Origin of the sequence: Pseudomonas sp. GD03944, assembly GCF_029839275.1 — a bacterium.
In the GTDB taxonomy this organism is placed as follows: Bacteria; Pseudomonadota; Gammaproteobacteria; order Pseudomonadales; family Pseudomonadaceae; genus Aquipseudomonas.
Map to the genome: position 1 here is coordinate 19933 of NZ_JAOCAH010000016.1, position 14945 is coordinate 34877.

Here is a 14945-nt window from a genome sequence, read left to right on the forward strand (position 1 = left end):
TTCATGGCCATGGAACTGCCCCATTTCCGTTACTACAAGGACCCCGTCGCCGCCGGGGTCATCAAGCCAAGCGATGCCGTTTGCCTGTGCTGTGAGCGCGCTCGCGGGCATATCTATGTGGGCCCGGTGTATTCGGTGGAGGACCTGAGCGAGCGCCTCTGCCCATGGTGCATAGCGGATGGGCGTGCTGCCGAGCGCTTCCAGGCTTCGTTCATCGGCTATCACGCGCTGGACGAAGCCGGCGCTGCACCTTCCGTCATCGAAGAAATCGACCGGCGTACCCCGGGTTATTTCACATGGCAGGAAGCGACCTGGCTCGCTCATTGTGGGAATGCCTGCGTGTTTCACGGTGATGCATCCGAGCAGGATGTACGCGACGCGAGCGTCGCCGCACGTCAGCAATGGATGCAGGACTATGAGCTGGCAGAGAAAGACTGGGAGTGGGCGAGCAAGGGCTACAAGCCCGCAGGCGACTCGGCCTTCTACAAGTTCGTTTGCGTGCATTGCCAGCAGGTCGTCCTGGCGTGGGACCTGAGTTAGGCACCGGCTTATCCCCAGCTACGGCCATGGCGGTTAGCGCTGTAAAGCGCGCATCAGGCACGGTTTCCCATTGGGGCTTCTGGCAGACTGAGCACGCCATCCCAGCAGGAACACGGACGACCCGCGATGCGTGCAGACAGCTTCGAACTCTACCTGGCCGCCGCCCTGGCCCTGATGGTGTTGGCCATCTGTTTCACCGGGCTGCTGCGTTTCTCCATCCGTCACGATGAAAGGCTATCCAGCCTGCTGTTACGCCGAGGCCAAGGCGTCAACAGCACCGTCACCACCCTCGATGCACGCTATCTGCTGCCATGGGTTTCCCTGCCAGCTTCCAGCCCGCTCAGCGGCGCGCCGTTCACGCTGTTCTGGTGTGCGCGCCTCTCGGCATGGGGCGCTGTGGCGGCGGTGATGGTGGGCTTGGTGATCAGCGTGGTGAGATAGGGCCTGGGCTGAAAGAACGTACAACGAGTGTGAGGGAGAAACACATGCGCAAGGAATTGGCTCGCCGGCTGCGGATGACGCGCCATGGATGATCTGCTTGGCCTGCTTCTGCGCGGCATCGGCTATGTGCTGGCCGAAATCCTCTTCAAGATCGTCTTCTATTTCATCGGCTGGCCTTTCGTCAAAGCCGCCACCCTCGGGCGCTACCCGCGCAAGTTCTGGCCGGGCACCACCCACCAGGAAACCTATGTGTGCGTCGTCGGGCTCGCCGTGCTGGTGTTCGGCGGGTTGATCATCCTGGCGGTGGTGACCTCTACGCCGTAATAGATGGCTGTGGATAACCGCGAGTTGCCAGGCGCCCAGTTCCCGCTATCGTGCACCTACACAGGGATAGCGAGGTGAACCATGAAGAAGCTGCTGATCGTCGCCATAGGCGTTGCCGTCTGGCAGTACTACCTCAAACCCGCCGACAGTCCGGTGGTCACCAACATCGGCAGCGATGGCAGCACCCTGACCACGCCGGTCACCAGCCAGCCCTTTTCCAAGCCCGTCGCCCAGCCCTTCACGACCCCCACCGCACTTGCGCAGGCCGCCTACCGCTGTGACGGCCGCACCCATTGCTCACAAATGCGCTCCTGCGAGGAGGCCACATACTTCCTGCGTAACTGCCCCGGCACCAAGATGGATGGCAACCATGATGGCGTGCCCTGCGAGCGGCAGTGGTGCCGATAGCGAGGGGCGAGAAGGGCGCGCAACGGCCATGGGCCGATCAGTAGGAACCTTGCGTGGCTCGCGGCCTCAGTTGTTAGGCACATGCCGCTGGCGCCCATCCGTCATGGCGCCCAACACGCAGGAGACTCCCGATGACCACCGCCACCCCCTTTCTGATGTTCGAAGGCCACGCGCAGGACGCCATGAACCTCTACGTCACCACCTTCCCGCATTCCGAAATCGAGCACGTCGAACGCTACGCCCAAGGCGAGCCCGGGCCGGAAGGCACGGTAAAGGTCGCCGCGTTCTCCCTCTGCGGCCAACGCTTCATGTGCTCGGACAGCCCCGCCAAACACAACTTCACCTTCACCCCGGCCAACTCCATCTTCATCGACTGCGACACCGCCGAAGAGCTGGAACAGGTCTTCAACCTGCTGTCAGAAGACGGCCAGGTCCTTATGCCGCTGGACAACTACGGCTTCAGCCAGCGTTTTGGTTGGGTTAATGACCGGTTCGGCGTGTCGTGGCAGTTGAATTTGCCGAATGGGTGAGGGGCGGCAACGCGCTGAGGGGGCTGCATCGAGCAAAGGGCAGTTCTTCGCCTAACTCAGAATCTTCCAGATCACGAACGCCACAAGGGGCGAAAGCAGCACCACGCCGCCTATCACCTCGGCAAAGCCGGACTGGTACCCCGATTCGCCCGTAAACCGGCCAGCCGAAACGGCCCGGAGAATCTTCTTTCCGATCCAGTGTGCGTCGATCTGCCGGTGGATTCGCTCCTTGAAGAGACCGAATACAAGCGCTACCACAAGACGTCCCGTGGCTTCTCGGGCAAGAACGTGGAGCTGTTCCTGGGAAACTTCATCAGCCTGCTGGCAAGGGAGCGGGTTGGCGCAAAAAAGGCGTTTGAGACCCTCCAGCAATGGGACTGCTGGCCGCTCATCCGCGATCACTACGCGGCCAAAGAAATGAGCGAGCGGGATCTGTACAAGCACATCAAAGACCTCTTGCAAGATTGTCATGTGCGGTGGGGCAGGGCCGTATGATCACCAAGGGGTGCCAACGGTTGGGACGTCGATTTCTGCTGGATAAGGCAGCGGGTATCCGCAAGCGTAAACGTAGCTTTCGCACCAAATCCGAGGCTGAGCGTTGGGTGTCCGACATGCGTCGTGAATACAGCCAGCGTGGCCGTGACCCTGGTGAGCGTCTGCTGGATCTGGTCGACGTCTGGTATGAGCTACACGGCTCAACCTTGAAAGACCCATCGCGCGACTCGCGTACCAAGGCGATCGCCGTCGCGCTGGGTAACCCGATCGCTACCAGCTTCACAGCCCTGGATTTCGGTCGCTACCGTACCGAGCGTTTGAAGACCTGCCCCCCGGCCACCGTGAACCATGAGCACCGCTACCTGAAATTCGTCTTCAATGAGCTGATTCGCCTCGGCGTGTGGAATGAGCCGAACCCGATTTGCGCCATTCGCCGGCTCAAGGTCGATGAGGCCGAGCGATCCTATCTCACCCTAGAGCAATGCCGTTTGCTGCTCGAGGAGTGCGAAGCATCTAGCAACAGCCACACGCTGCCAGTCGCCAGGATCTGCCTTGCTGCCGTGGCGCGCTGGGATGAAGCCGAAAGCCTTGCTCGAGCAGAGGTGCGCATTGGCCGGTGCGTTTCGTGCGTACCAAGAATGGGAAGGGGCGATCAGTGCCTATCCCGGCTGAGCTTGAAAAGCTGATATTGGAGCGCGGTTACCCAGGATCTGGCCGGCTGTTCACCCCTGCCGTGGCGCTTTCCGCAAAGCCTATGAGCGCACCGGGTTTGATACGCCTGGGCAACTCACTGACATCCTGCTGCGCACGTTCGCCAGCCACTACATGATGCAGGGCGTGAACATCCTCACGTTGCAGCGCATCCTGGGTCATGGCGATATCAAGATGACCATGCGCTATTCTATTTGCATCTGGCGCCTGATCACTTTGCCACTGCCTTGACCCTTTCACCGCTTGGGTTACTGAGCCAGAATGAGGGGCAATCCGCTATAATGATCGCTGGCGAAACGAACGAGGCAATCCTGTGACAGGTGTATCTCTGCAAGCCAAGAAGGCTTACTGCGCTAAGGCCCGCCGGTCGAACTACGCGGCCAGCCTGCGCCTTGAAGGGTTCAACACGACGCAGGCCGATGCCGAGCGTAAGCTCCCGACTCGTGAGGCTGCTCTGAACGCTGCGCGGTCTAGTCAGGCCTGATGCTCGACAAGTACGGCGTCGGGCAGGATCCTTACTGCTACCCAGGCACCGATGTTCTACGTAATCGTCTAGGCCTGACTGACGATAGCGCTCTCCATCAGGCTGAGCGCAATCTTTCTGAAATCGCAGCTAGCCAGTTGGACTTCGACCTCCCTCCCTACGATCTCGCTTACCTGCAGCGTATACACCGGCATCTGTTCGGCGACGTTTACGATTGGGCGGGTGAGTTGCGCACAGTTGATATCTCGAAGGGTGGAACGCATTTCTGCAACGTGACCCGTATCGGGGCTGAATCCACCAAGCTGTTCAAGCGAGTAGCTTCAGCTGGCTGGTTCGAGGCAATGGCTCGCCCGGATCTGGTCATTGCGGCTGCAGAGCTGTACGGCGATCTGAATATCATCCACCCGTTTCGTGAGGGCAATGGCAGGGCTCAGCGGATCCTGTTCGAGCATCTGATCATCAACGCCGGCTATCAGGTCGACTGGTGGGGCGTAGGTGAGGCTGAGTGGATTCAGGCAAACATCGATTCAGTGGTTTGCGACTATCGCGCAATGACCGCCATTTTCGAGCGCTGCATCGGTGACCTCATCGCTTGATGTGGGCGGGACAAGAAAGGGACAGTTTGGGGACACCCTAGAAACAAAAAAGGGCTTACCTTTCGGTAAACCCTTGTTTTGTTTGGTGGCTACGCAGGGACTTGAACCCCGGACCCCAGCATTATGAATGCTATGCTCTAACCAGCTGAGCTACGTAGCCGAGTGGCGCGCATTATTCTCGTCTGGTGGCTGGCTGTCAAGCCTGTCTCTCCATAAATTTTATGCACTTTCAAACGCTTAGGGTCTGTCGCCAGGGTGGCAGGCGGCTAGGGCGCTGCATCCGCATGCATGTTCCCTTTCTCTGGATACCTGAAGGCACCATGCCTGCGTTCCGCATTCTGTCGGGGCTACTCCAGAGGCCCTGGAAAAAATCGAAGGGAATCGCTTGACCTTGTAGTCGCTACAGGGTTTTCACTCCACCTATGCATGTGGGAGGTGTGAGTGATGAAGCGTTGCTGTGGCGGTGAATCGGGCCCTGATGGGCGGGCCAGCGTGGAGGTGTTCGACCCCAAGGCGAGCCAGGGCGGTGGTGTGCAAGCCGTGGAGCCTGAGTGCAAAAGCGCAGGGTGCTGTGCGTCGCAGGCTGAGTCCGAAGCCGTTCCGGCTGAGGGCGCTGGCTGTTGTTCCTCCACCGCCGGTTGCGCAACAACGGTTCCTGCCCCCAGCAGCCTATACGCCATCACGGAGCCTGGGCAGTCGGTTGCCGAGCCGACAGGCCATGCCGCGTTTGCAGCCACCGACACTTCGGCATCGCGCCTCAGCCGCTTCCGCATTGGTGAGATGTGCTGCCCCACCGAGCAGATGATGATCGAGTCCCGCCTCGGCAAGCATGGCGGTATCCAGAAGCTCGAATTCAACCTGATGAACCGCACGCTGGGGGTCTGGCACAGCCTGGCAGACGCCCGTGAGATCGAGCGCGAGGTCGCAGCCCTCGGCATGCGTGCCGAACCGCTGGATGCTCAGGATTCCGCCGCGCCGGCCCAGGGCGACCACCACGGGCACGACCATGACCACGGCAGCCTCAGCATGCGCGGCAAATGGCTGTTGGCGCTGTCCGGTATCTCTGCCGCGGGGGCCGAGGTGCTGCATTTCACCGAGGCTGCCCCGGAGTGGGTGGTGGCGGCCGTCGCGCTGCTGGCCATCCTCCTGTGCGGCCCGACCACCTACAAGAAGGGCTGGATAGCGCTCAGGAACCTTAACCTGAACATCAATGCGCTGATGAGCATCGCTGTGACTGGCGCGGTGCTCATTGGCCAATGGCCGGAGGCGGCCATGGTGATGTTCCTCTTCACCCTGGCGGAAATGATCGAGGCCCGCTCCCTGGACCGGGCGCGCAATGCGATCCGCGGCCTGATGGACCTGGCGCCCGAGCGGGCGACAGTGCGGCAGGCGGATGGCGAGTGGCTGGAGGTCGACGTCAAGACCGTCGTGATCGGCGCCCTGGTGCGGGTGCGCCCGGGGGAGCGGATCGGCCTGGATGGCGAGATCCAGCGCGGCAGCTCGGCGGTGAACCAGGCGCCTATTACCGGGGAGAGTCTTCCCGTCGAAAAGTCGGTCGGCGACCCGGTATTCGCCGGCACGATCAACGAAAACGGCTCGTTCGAGTACCAGGTCACGGCCGAGGCCGGTAACACCACGCTGGCGCGGATCATCCACGCCGTGGAGGAGGCCCAGAACTCCCGGGCACCCACCCAGCGCTTTATCGATCAGTTCTCCCGGGTCTATACGCCGGCGGTGTTCTTCTTCGCACTGGCCGTCGCGCTGGTGCCGCCGCTGCTGATGGGCGGGACGTGGACGGAGTGGATCTACCGGGCGCTGGTGCTGCTGGTGGTGGCGTGCCCCTGCGCGCTGGTGATCTCCACTCCGGTGTCTATTGTCAGCGGCCTGGCTGCCGCGGCGCGCAAAGGGATTCTGGTCAAGGGCGGGGTGTACCTGGAAAGCGGGGCCAAGCTGAGTTTCATCACCCTCGACAAGACCGGCACCATCACCCACGGCAAGCCGGAGCAGACCGATTACGTGGCGTGGGTGAGTGATTCAGGCGTCGATGTACCGCGTGTAGCGGCCAGCCTGGCTGGGCGTTCGGATCACCCGGTCTCGCTGGCCATCGCCAAGCGGGCAGCGTTGGATGAGAGTGCGCTGCTGGCCGTCGATGAATTCGAGGCGTTGCCGGGGCGTGGCGTCCGGGGTGTGGTCGAGGGCGAGCGCCATTACCTGGGCAACCAGCGCCTGATCGAGGAATTAGGGTTGGGCTCGTCGGCGCTCGATGCGGCGATGGGCGATCTGGAACGCCAGGGTAAAACCGTGGTGGCCTTGGCCACCGAGGCGCGGGTCGTCGCCTTGTTCGCGGTGGCCGATACGGTCAAGGCTTCCAGCCAGGCCGCCATCGAAGCCCTGCACCGGTTGGGTATCAAGACCATGATGCTGACCGGCGACAACGCCCATACGGCGCAGGCGATCGCCAGCCAGGTGGGTATCGACGAGGTGCGCGGCAACCTGCTGCCTGCGGACAAGCTGGCGGCCATCGGCGAGTTGCAAAGCCGGGGGCATGTGGTGGGCATGGTCGGTGACGGTATCAACGATGCGCCGGCCCTGGCCAGCGCCCAGGTCGGTTTCGCCATGGCCGCTGCCGGCACGGGAACGGCCATCGAGACGGCGGATGTCGCGCTGATGGACGATGACCTGCGCAAGCTGCCGGCCTTTATCCAGCTGTCGCGCAGCACGACGGCGATCCTGCGGCAGAACATCGGCTTCGCCCTGGGGATCAAGGCGATCTTCCTGGTGTTCACCTTGCTGGGATGGGCCACCATGTGGATGGCGGTGTTCGCGGATGTAGGCGTGAGCCTGCTGGTGGTGCTGAACGGGCTGCGACTGCTCAAGAAGTAGGGATTGGCTGGGGCGAGAGGGAGTAACGCCGATGGGATTGGATCATCGTGTACCGCCGGTGCTGGTCGTGCTGTTGTGGGCGCTGCTGATGGCATTTCTGGCCTGGCCCGAAGGCCTGGCAACGCCTCCGCTCTGGCGGCTGGGCATCGCCGGCCTGGTGGCGTTGCTGGGTGGTGCGCTGTGCCTGGCGGGGGTATTGAGCTTTCGCCGGGCGCAGACCACGGTCAACCCGCTGGCGCCGTCGAACGCCTCCGCGCTGGTGGCGTCCGGGGTCTACCGCTACAGCCGCAACCCCATGTACCTGGGCTTCGCCATCATGCTGCTGGCCTGGGCGATCTTCCTGGGTGTGCCCCAGGCGGTGTTGGGTGTGGTCGGGTTCGTGATCTACATGAACCGCTTCCAGATCGCCCCCGAGGAACAGGCGCTGCAGCAGCGGTTCGGGGAGGCGTTCAGCCGCTACCGGCAGCAGGTCCGGCGCTGGCTCTAGCTTTCGTGACGGGTTTTAACGAAAAAGCCCCTTGAGCGTCGCAGCTCAAGGGGCTTTCGTTCATCGAGGCCGTATGGGCCTGACGCGGGCTTAGACGTTGAAGCGGAAGTGCATCACGTCGCCATCCTTGACGATGTATTCCTTGCCTTCCAGGCGCCATTTGCCGGCTTCCTTGGCGCCGGCTTCACCCTTGTACTGGATGAAGTCGTCATAGGCGATGACTTCGGCGCGGATGAAGCCTTTCTCGAAGTCGGTGTGGATGGCGGCGGCCGATTGCGGGGCAGTGGCGCCGACCTTGACGGTCCAGGCACGCACTTCCTTCACGCCGGCGGTGAAGTAGGTCTGCAGGTTGAGCAGCGAGTAACCGGCGCGGATCACGCGGTTTAGGCCCGGCTCTTCCATGCCCATGGTCTCGAGGAACATCTGCATTTCTTCCAGGTCGCCCAGCTCGGCGATCTCGGCCTCGATCTTGTTGCACACCGGCACCACGATGGCGCCCTCGGCGTCGGCGATGGCCTGGACCACGTCGAGCAGCGGGTTGTTCTCGAAGCCGTCTTCGGCGACGTTGGCGATGTACATCACCGGCTTGGTGGTCAGCAGGTGGAAGGTCTTGGCCAGGCGCTTCTCGTCGTCACCCAGGTCTTTGAGCAGGCTGCGGGCCGGCTTGCCTTCGGTGAAGTGGGGGATGAGCTTCTCCAGCAGCGCCTTCTGCGCCACGGACTCCTTGTCGCCGCCCTTGGCGGTACGGGCCACGCGCTGCAGTTGTTTCTCGCAGCTGTCGAGGTCGGCCATGATCAGTTCGAGGTCGATGATCTCGATGTCACGCTTGGGGTCGACGCTGTTGGCGACGTGGATGACGTTCTCGTCTTCGAAGCAGCGCACCACGTGGGCAATGGCGTCGGTCTCGCGGATGTTGGCGAGGAACTTGTTGCCCAGGCCTTCACCCTTGGAGGCACCGGCCACCAGGCCGGCGATGTCGACGAACTCCATGGTGGTGGGGATCACGCGCTCCGGCTTGACGATTTCCGCCAGGGCGTCGAGGCGTGGGTCGGGCATCGGCACGATGCCGCTGTTCGGCTCGATGGTGCAGAACGGAAAGTTCTCTGCCGCGATACCGGATTTGGTGAGGGCGTTGAACAGGGTGGACTTGCCGACGTTGGGCAGGCCGACGATGCCGCAGTTGAATCCCATGGTGTTGTCCCTCGCGCGGATGGCGGTAAAGAGTTAAGAGGTGGCTTTCTGGCTGTGCAGCTTGTGCATCGCCTTGCTCCAGTCGCCTGCGAGCATTTCCGGCAGCACGCCGAGTGCGAAGTCGATGCTGGTGTCCAGCAGCTCCTGCTCGCTGCGCGGGGCGCGGCCTAGCACGAAGTTGGAGACCATGCTGCTGTGCCCGGGATGGCCAATGCCAAGCCGCAGGCGGTAGAAATTATTCTGGTTGCCGAGCTGGGCGATGATGTCGCGCAGCCCGTTATGCCCACCGTGCCCGCCACCCTGTTTGAGTTTGGCGACGCCTGGCGGCATGTCGAGTTCGTCGTGGGCCACCAGGATTTCTTCGGGCTTGAGCTTGAAGAAATTCGCCAAGGCCGCCACGGACTGGCCGCTGCGGTTCATGAACGTGGTGGGGATCAGTAAACGGACTTCGCGTCCCTGGTGGTTGAACTTGCCCACCAGGCCGAAATACTTGCGATCGACGCTGAGGTTGACGCGCTGGCTGTCTGCCAGGCGCTCAACGAAAAGGGCCCCTGCATTGTGCCGGGTCTGGTCGTATTCGGGGCCGGGGTTACCCAGGCCAACGATCAGTTGTACGGCAGTCATACAGGAGCCCTTTTTGTGAAGCTGGCGCGCACCGCCAGGCGGTGCGCAGCCCGACGATATTACTCGGCGGTGCTTTCGCCTTCGCCTTCTTCTGCACGAACGCGCGGCATGTGGATGCTGGCAACCGGCAGATCGCTGCCGTGGGCCAAAGCAACCAGCTCAACGCCTTTCGGCAGTTTGATGTCGGACAGGTGGACGGTCTGGTCGACCTCGACCTTGGCCATGTCGACTTCGATGAACTCCGGCAGGTCTTTCGGCAGGCAGGAGACTTCGACTTCGCTGAGGCTGTGCAGCACTTCGCCGCCTTTCTTCACGCCAACGGAGGTAGCTTCGTTGATGAAGTGCAGGGGAGCGTGGGCGGTCAGCTTCTGGCCGGCAACGACGCGGATGAAGTCAGCGTGCAGAACGAAACCCTTGGCCGGGTGGCGCTGCAGGGCCTTGATCAGAACGTCTTCTTTCTTGCCGTCGACGCTCAGGCTCAGCACGTGGCTGAACGCAGCTTCGTTTTCCAGCAATTTGGCGAGGTCCTTGGCGATCAGGCTGATCGATACAGGGGCTTTCTCGCCACCGTAGATAACGGCCGGAACCAGGTTGGCGTTACGACGCAGGCGGCGGCTCGCACCTTTCCCCAGGTCGGAACGCGCTTCGGCATTCAGGGCAAATTCAACAGTCATTTCACTTCTCCAAAATAACCAAACCGTCCTTCACGCTTGCGACCAGCGACCGGGACGGTAAGGTAAAAAAGCCCCGCAAAGAGCGAGGCGCATTACGTTCAGCGAATGTTCCGGGTTAACGGAACATCGCGCTGATCGATTCTTCATTGCTGATGCGGCGTACCGCTTCAGCGACAACCGGTGCGATATCCAGCTGGCGAATGCGCGAGCAGGATTGCGCGGCGGCGGACAACGGGATGGTGTTGGTCACCACCAGTTCGTCCAGCACCGATTTTTCGATGTTCTCGATTGCACGGCCCGACAGTACCGGGTGGGTGCAATAGGCGAAGACCTTGGCAGCGCCGTGTTCTTTCAGCGCCTTGGCCGCGTGGCACAGGGTGCCGGCGGTGTCGACCATGTCATCGACCAGGATGCAGGTACGGCCTTCGACGTCACCGATGATGTGCATCACTTCGGAGTGGTTGGCCTTTTCGCGGCGCTTATCGATGATCGCCAGGTCTACACCCAGGGATTTGGCGACAGCACGGGCACGAACGACGCCACCGATGTCCGGGGAGACGATCATCAGGTTATCGAAACGCTGGTCTTCGATGTCGTCCACCAGAACGGGGGAGCCGTAGATGTTATCTACCGGAATATCGAAGAAACCCTGGATCTGATCCGCGTGCAGGTCGACGGTGAGTACACGGTCGATGCCTACAACGGTGAGCATGTCAGCCACGACCTTGGCGCTGATTGCCACGCGGGCGGAGCGCGGACGGCGATCCTGGCGGGCATAGCCGAAGTAGGGAATGACAGCGGTGATTCGAGTCGCCGAGGAGCGGCGGAAGGCATCGGCCATCACCACCAGTTCCATCAGGTTGTCGTTGGTTGGCGCGCACGTCGGTTGAATCAGGAAGACGTCTTTACCGCGAACGTTTTCGTTGATTTCGATGCTGATTTCGCCGTCGGAAAACTTACCGACAGAGGCATCGCCGAGGGGGATGTGCAGCTGACGTACGATACGTCGCGCCAGATCGGGGTTAGCATTCCCCGTGAAGACCATCATCTTGGACACGCGCAGTACCTGCCGGCTGAGGGTATACCTGGATGAGTATAGAAAATGGCAGGGGCGGCTGGATTCGAACCAACGCATGGCAGGATCAAAACCTGCTGCCTTACCGCTTGGCGACGCCCCTGTATCGTGTGTTCCCGAATGCGTTTAGTCGTTAAAGCCCGAAGGCGTTAATGGCAGGGGCGGCTGGATTCGAACCAACGCATGGCAGGATCAAAACCTGCTGCCTTACCGCTTGGCGACGCCCCTACTGCGACTAACTCTCTTGCATTCACTTCCTGGCCAGTGTTTCGAGCTTGCGGTGCAACATCGAAACGTTGCGCCCTTGAGCGACGAAGCTCGGCAAAGTGGCTGGAAGTTGGCGGGCGACTTTATCAGCATCGACCTTGTTTGGGAAGCTCCCAAACACACAAGCTCCAGTGCCGGTCAATCTGGTTGGAACAAAATTGTTCAACAAGATCAGAGCGTTACGAACTTCTGGATAACGCTTCTGGACAACCGGCTGACAGTCGTTACGACCGCCCCCCTCAAGAAGGCTGCGAACTTTAATGGGCGGCGTATCCCGTGTCAACTCGGGGTCGGAGAAAACTTCCGCTGTGCTGACAAGGACTTGCGGAATGGCGACGAGAAACCAGGGTTCTTCCAGTTCGACCGGGGTGAGGCGCTCGCCAACGCCTTCGGCAAAGGCGGCGCGCCCGCGCACAAATACCGGCACGTCGGCGCCCAGTCCCAGGCCCAGTGCGGCCAGGCGATCTTCGTCCCAGCCCAGTTGCCAGAGGTGGTTGAGGCCGAGCAGGGTGGTGGCGGCATCCGAGCTGCCGCCGCCGATGCCGCCGCCCATGGGCAGGCGTTTGTCCAGCCAGATGTCGGCGCCCAGCGGGCAACCGGCTTCGGCCTGCAGGCGGCGGGCGGCCCGCACGATCAGGTTGCTGTCGTGGGGCACATCGGCGATCTCGGTGTGCAGGCGGATTTCGCCGTCATCGCGCAGGGCGAAGCCCAGTTCGTCGCCGTGGTCGAGAAACTGGAACAGCGTCTGCAGCTCGTGGTACCCGTCGGGACGGCGCCCGAGAATGTGCAGCATGAGGTTGAGCTTGGCCGGGGCCGGCAGGATGAGCGCGGCGCCAGCGGGTATTGCCGGTGCGGTCATTGGCCCAGCTGGCGGGGCTGCCAGTCCTTGATCACCAGGGTCACCTGCAGGTCGTGACCTTCCAGCTTGAGGCGCTCGGGCAGCCAGTAGCCGTTCTGCTCGGCGTAGCGGGTGTATTCCACGTCCCAGCCATCCTGGCTCAGCTGCGCCAGGCGGCTGTCGCCATCGAGGGTGACCCGGCTCTTGCTGTCAGGTGCCGGCAGGCCACGGATCCACCAGAGCAGGTGCGACACCGGCAGGTTCAGGCCGAGCTGTTGTTGCAGCAGTTCTTCGGGGGATTCGGCTTCGTAGCGGCCCTGGTTGGCCACTTCCAGCAGGATTTTCCCCGGGCGGCCCGTCAGACGCGCGGCGCCGCGCCCCAGCGGGCCGGACAGGCGAATGTCGTAGTAGTCCTGGCGCTGCAGCCAGAACAGGGTGCCGCTGCCGGAGTCGCGAGGGGCGCGGATGCCGACCTTGCCGTTGATCTGCCAGGCATCGAGGGCGGTGATTCTGGCCTTGTGGGCGTTCCATTGCTCGGGGTTGCCATGACCTTCGACGGCTTCGCGGGAGGTCAGGCCGGCGCAGCCGGTCAATACGGCCAGCAGGCCCAAAACGAGGATGTGGCGAGTAAACATCAAAGCGTTTCTGCTCCGGTCAGGCGCAGCACGGTGCTACGCAGAATGGGGCTGTCAGGTTGTTCTTTCAGGGCGTCGCCCCAGACCTTGCGGGCTTCGCGCTGCTTGCCCTGGACCCATAGCACTTCGCCGAGGTGGGCGGCGACTTCGTGGTCGGGGAACTGTTCGAGGGCCTGGCGCAGCCAGCGCTCGGCTTCTTCCAGGTTGCCCAGGCGGTAATTGACCCAGCCCAGGCTGTCGAGGATGGCCGGGTCGCTCGGGTTGAGCTGGTGGGCCTGTTCGATCAGGGTCTTGGCTTCGTCGTAGCGCGTGGTGCGGTCGGCCAGGGTGTAGCCCAGGGCGTTGAGGGCCATGGCGTTGTCCGGCTCGCGCTCGAGGATGAAGCGCAGGTCCCGCTCGAGCTGGTCCAGGTTGTCGCGCTTCTCCGAGAGCATGGCGCGGGTGTAGAGCAGGTTGAGGTCGTCGGGGTACTGCTCCAGGGCCTGTTCGATCAGTGCCCAGGCCTGTTCGTGCTGTTGCTGCTTGGCCAGGGCTTCCGACTCGATCAGGTACAGCTGGATGGCATAGTCGGGCTGGGCCTCGCGGCTCTTGGCCAGGCGCTGCGAGGCTTCGGCGCCACGCTTGTTTTCCACCAGCAGTTCGGTCTGGCGAGCCTGGGCGGGCAGGTAGTCACTGCCGGCGCCGACCAGGCCGTACTCCATCAGGGCGCTGTCGATGTCGTCCAGGGCCTCGTAGGCGCGCGCCAGGTTGTAGTGGGCAGCGTCGACGTGGGCGCCACGGGCGACCAGGTCTTCCAGGTAGACGATCGCCTCGTGCCAGGCCTCGGCTTCCATGCAGACCAGGGCCAGGGAGAAGCGCAGGTCGTCATCGTCGGGGAACTGCTGAACCAGGGTGGTGAACTCGCCACGGGCGTCGTCCATCCGGCCCTGCTCCACCAGTAGGCGGGCGTAGGTCAGGCGCAGGCGCTTGTCGTTGGGCTGGCGCTCCAGGCCGTCTTCCAGCAACGGCAGGGCTTCCTTGCCGCGGCCAAGGCTTTGCAGCAGGCGGGCGCGGAGCAGCAGCGGGGTGACTTCTTCGGACGGCTCGGTGTGCCGCTCGAGTTCCTTGAGGGCCTCCTCGGGGCGCCCGTCCTGTTGCAGCAGCACGGCCTTGCCGAAGTGCAGCTGGGTGTTGTCGGGGTACTTGCCGAGCAGGCGGTCGAAGCTTTGCAAGAGCCCTGCGCGGGTGTCCGGATCGGTTTCGGCGGCCGACAGTGCCAGGAAATCGAAATGGGTGTTGCCCTGGCGTTGCAGGACCTGCTCCATGTACGACATGGATTCGTCGTAGCGGCCGGCCCGGGCCAGTTGCACGGCGGCGGCGCGCTGCGCGTCGATGTTCTGCGGGGCGTTGCTGGCCCAGATCAGGGCCGTGTCGAGCGCGGCCTGCTCGGCGCCCAGGTACTCGGCGATGCGAAAGCCGCGTTCGGCCACGCCGGCGTCCTGGGTGGCGTTGGCCTGCTGCACGTAGTTGCCCAGGGCGATGTCGAAGCGGTTGCGCTGACCGGCCAGTTCGGCGGTCAGCAGCGCCAGCAGGGTTTCCTGGCTGAACGAGCCATAGACGGTCGGTTCGGTGACCGTGACCTGATCGGCCTCTTCCACGGGCGGGGTGCCGTCCGGCGAAGACGTGACGAATGATTGGCAGCCGCCTAGAAATGCAAGGGCGGTCAGTAACGCGAAGGATTTATTCATAGGAAGAAATGCGAC

At 62.6% G+C, this 14945-nt stretch carries 16 protein-coding genes, 3 tRNA genes and 2 pseudogenes; 11 read left to right on the forward strand and 10 right to left on the reverse strand.

The window, feature by feature from the left end:
• The first annotated feature begins 3 nt into the window (after positions 1-3).
• The 9 genes and pseudogenes from N5C28_RS20385 (at position 4) to N5C28_RS20425 (ending at position 4529) form a co-directional block, all read left to right on the forward strand.
• Positions 4-540: a CbrC family protein gene (locus N5C28_RS20385; protein ID WP_279825105.1), complete on the forward strand. Its 537-nt coding sequence runs from the start codon at positions 4-6 to the stop codon at positions 538-540.
• A gap of 126 nt (positions 541-666) precedes the next feature.
• Positions 667-981: a hypothetical protein gene (locus tag N5C28_RS20390; protein ID WP_279825106.1), complete on the forward strand. Its 315-nt coding sequence runs from the start codon at positions 667-669 to the stop codon at positions 979-981.
• 84 nt (positions 982-1065) lie between these two features.
• Positions 1066-1305 (forward strand): hypothetical protein, encoded by a 240-nt coding sequence (locus N5C28_RS20395; RefSeq protein WP_279825107.1) that lies wholly within the window; start codon positions 1066-1068, stop codon positions 1303-1305.
• Between the two features lie 81 nt (positions 1306-1386).
• On the forward strand, positions 1387-1713 hold the full coding sequence (locus N5C28_RS20400) for an excalibur calcium-binding domain-containing protein (protein ID WP_279825109.1): 327 nt from the start codon (positions 1387-1389) through the stop codon (positions 1711-1713).
• 131 nt (positions 1714-1844) lie between these two features.
• Positions 1845-2243 carry a VOC family protein gene (locus N5C28_RS20405; RefSeq protein WP_279825110.1) on the forward strand — a complete coding sequence of 133 codons (399 nt, stop codon included), beginning with the start codon at positions 1845-1847 and terminating at the stop codon, positions 2241-2243.
• 204 nt (positions 2244-2447) lie between these two features.
• Positions 2448-2738 (forward strand): annotated as a pseudogene (locus N5C28_RS20410) (hypothetical protein); the annotation flags it as partial.
• Positions 2735-3766 (forward strand): annotated as a pseudogene (locus N5C28_RS20415) (tyrosine-type recombinase/integrase). The pseudogenes N5C28_RS20410 and N5C28_RS20415, both read left to right, overlap by 4 nt.
• Positions 3763-3933: a YhfG family protein gene (locus N5C28_RS20420; protein WP_156152798.1), complete on the forward strand. Its 171-nt coding sequence runs from the start codon at positions 3763-3765 to the stop codon at positions 3931-3933. The pseudogene N5C28_RS20415 and the gene N5C28_RS20420 overlap by 4 nt, the downstream one beginning before the upstream one ends.
• The gene (locus tag N5C28_RS20425) at positions 3933-4529 is read left to right on the forward strand and encodes a putative adenosine monophosphate-protein transferase Fic (protein ID WP_279825111.1); all 597 of its coding nucleotides are present in this window, start codon (positions 3933-3935) and stop codon (positions 4527-4529) included. Before N5C28_RS20420 ends, N5C28_RS20425 begins: the two co-directional genes overlap by 1 nt.
• 83 nt (positions 4530-4612) lie before the next feature.
• On the opposite strand, the gene N5C28_RS20430 is transcribed toward N5C28_RS20425, so the two are convergent.
• Positions 4613-4689 (reverse strand) — tRNA-Met (locus tag N5C28_RS20430).
• A 620-nt stretch (positions 4690-5309) separates the two neighbouring features.
• Between N5C28_RS20430 and N5C28_RS20435 the strand changes: the two genes are divergently transcribed.
• Both N5C28_RS20435 and N5C28_RS20440 read left to right on the forward strand, forming a co-directional pair.
• On the forward strand, positions 5310-7412 hold the full coding sequence (locus N5C28_RS20435) for a heavy metal translocating P-type ATPase (protein WP_279825112.1): 2103 nt from the start codon (positions 5310-5312) through the stop codon (positions 7410-7412).
• Positions 7413-7443: 31 nt separating this feature from the next.
• On the forward strand, positions 7444-7899 hold the full coding sequence (locus N5C28_RS20440) for an isoprenylcysteine carboxylmethyltransferase family protein (protein WP_279825113.1): 456 nt from the start codon (positions 7444-7446) through the stop codon (positions 7897-7899).
• A 90-nt stretch (positions 7900-7989) separates the two neighbouring features.
• Here the strand turns inward: N5C28_RS20440 and ychF are convergent, their stop codons facing one another.
• From ychF to N5C28_RS20485, 9 genes are all read right to left on the reverse strand, one after another.
• On the reverse strand, positions 7990-9090 hold the full coding sequence (gene ychF, locus N5C28_RS20445) for a redox-regulated ATPase YchF (protein WP_279825115.1): 1101 nt from the start codon (positions 9088-9090) through the stop codon (positions 7990-7992).
• 33 nt (positions 9091-9123) lie between these two features.
• Positions 9124-9714: an aminoacyl-tRNA hydrolase gene (pth, locus tag N5C28_RS20450; protein ID WP_279825116.1), complete on the reverse strand. Its 591-nt coding sequence runs from the start codon at positions 9712-9714 to the stop codon at positions 9124-9126.
• A gap of 59 nt (positions 9715-9773) precedes the next feature.
• A complete protein-coding gene (locus N5C28_RS20455) occupies positions 9774-10388 on the reverse strand; it encodes a 50S ribosomal protein L25/general stress protein Ctc (RefSeq protein WP_279825117.1) in 615 nt (204 codons plus the stop codon).
• 115 nt (positions 10389-10503) lie between these two features.
• The gene (locus tag N5C28_RS20460) at positions 10504-11445 is read right to left on the reverse strand and encodes a ribose-phosphate pyrophosphokinase (RefSeq protein WP_279825118.1); all 942 of its coding nucleotides are present in this window, start codon (positions 11443-11445) and stop codon (positions 10504-10506) included.
• Between the two features lie 46 nt (positions 11446-11491).
• Positions 11492-11566, reverse strand: a tRNA-Gln gene (locus N5C28_RS20465).
• Between the two features lie 50 nt (positions 11567-11616).
• A tRNA-Gln gene (locus tag N5C28_RS20470) sits at positions 11617-11691 on the reverse strand.
• A gap of 22 nt (positions 11692-11713) precedes the next feature.
• The gene (ispE, locus tag N5C28_RS20475; RefSeq protein ID WP_279825120.1) at positions 11714-12589 is read right to left on the reverse strand and encodes a 4-(cytidine 5'-diphospho)-2-C-methyl-D-erythritol kinase; all 876 of its coding nucleotides are present in this window, start codon (positions 12587-12589) and stop codon (positions 11714-11716) included.
• Entirely contained in the window at positions 12586-13203 is a 618-nt protein-coding gene (lolB, locus tag N5C28_RS20480; RefSeq protein WP_279825121.1) for a lipoprotein insertase outer membrane protein LolB, read from the reverse strand. The genes ispE and lolB overlap by 4 nt, the downstream gene beginning before the upstream one ends.
• Complete coding sequence (locus N5C28_RS20485) at positions 13203-14930, reverse strand: tetratricopeptide repeat protein (RefSeq protein ID WP_279825122.1); 1728 nt, start codon at positions 14928-14930, stop codon at positions 13203-13205. Before N5C28_RS20485 ends, lolB begins: the two co-directional genes overlap by 1 nt.
• Positions 14931-14945 lie beyond the last annotated feature (15 nt).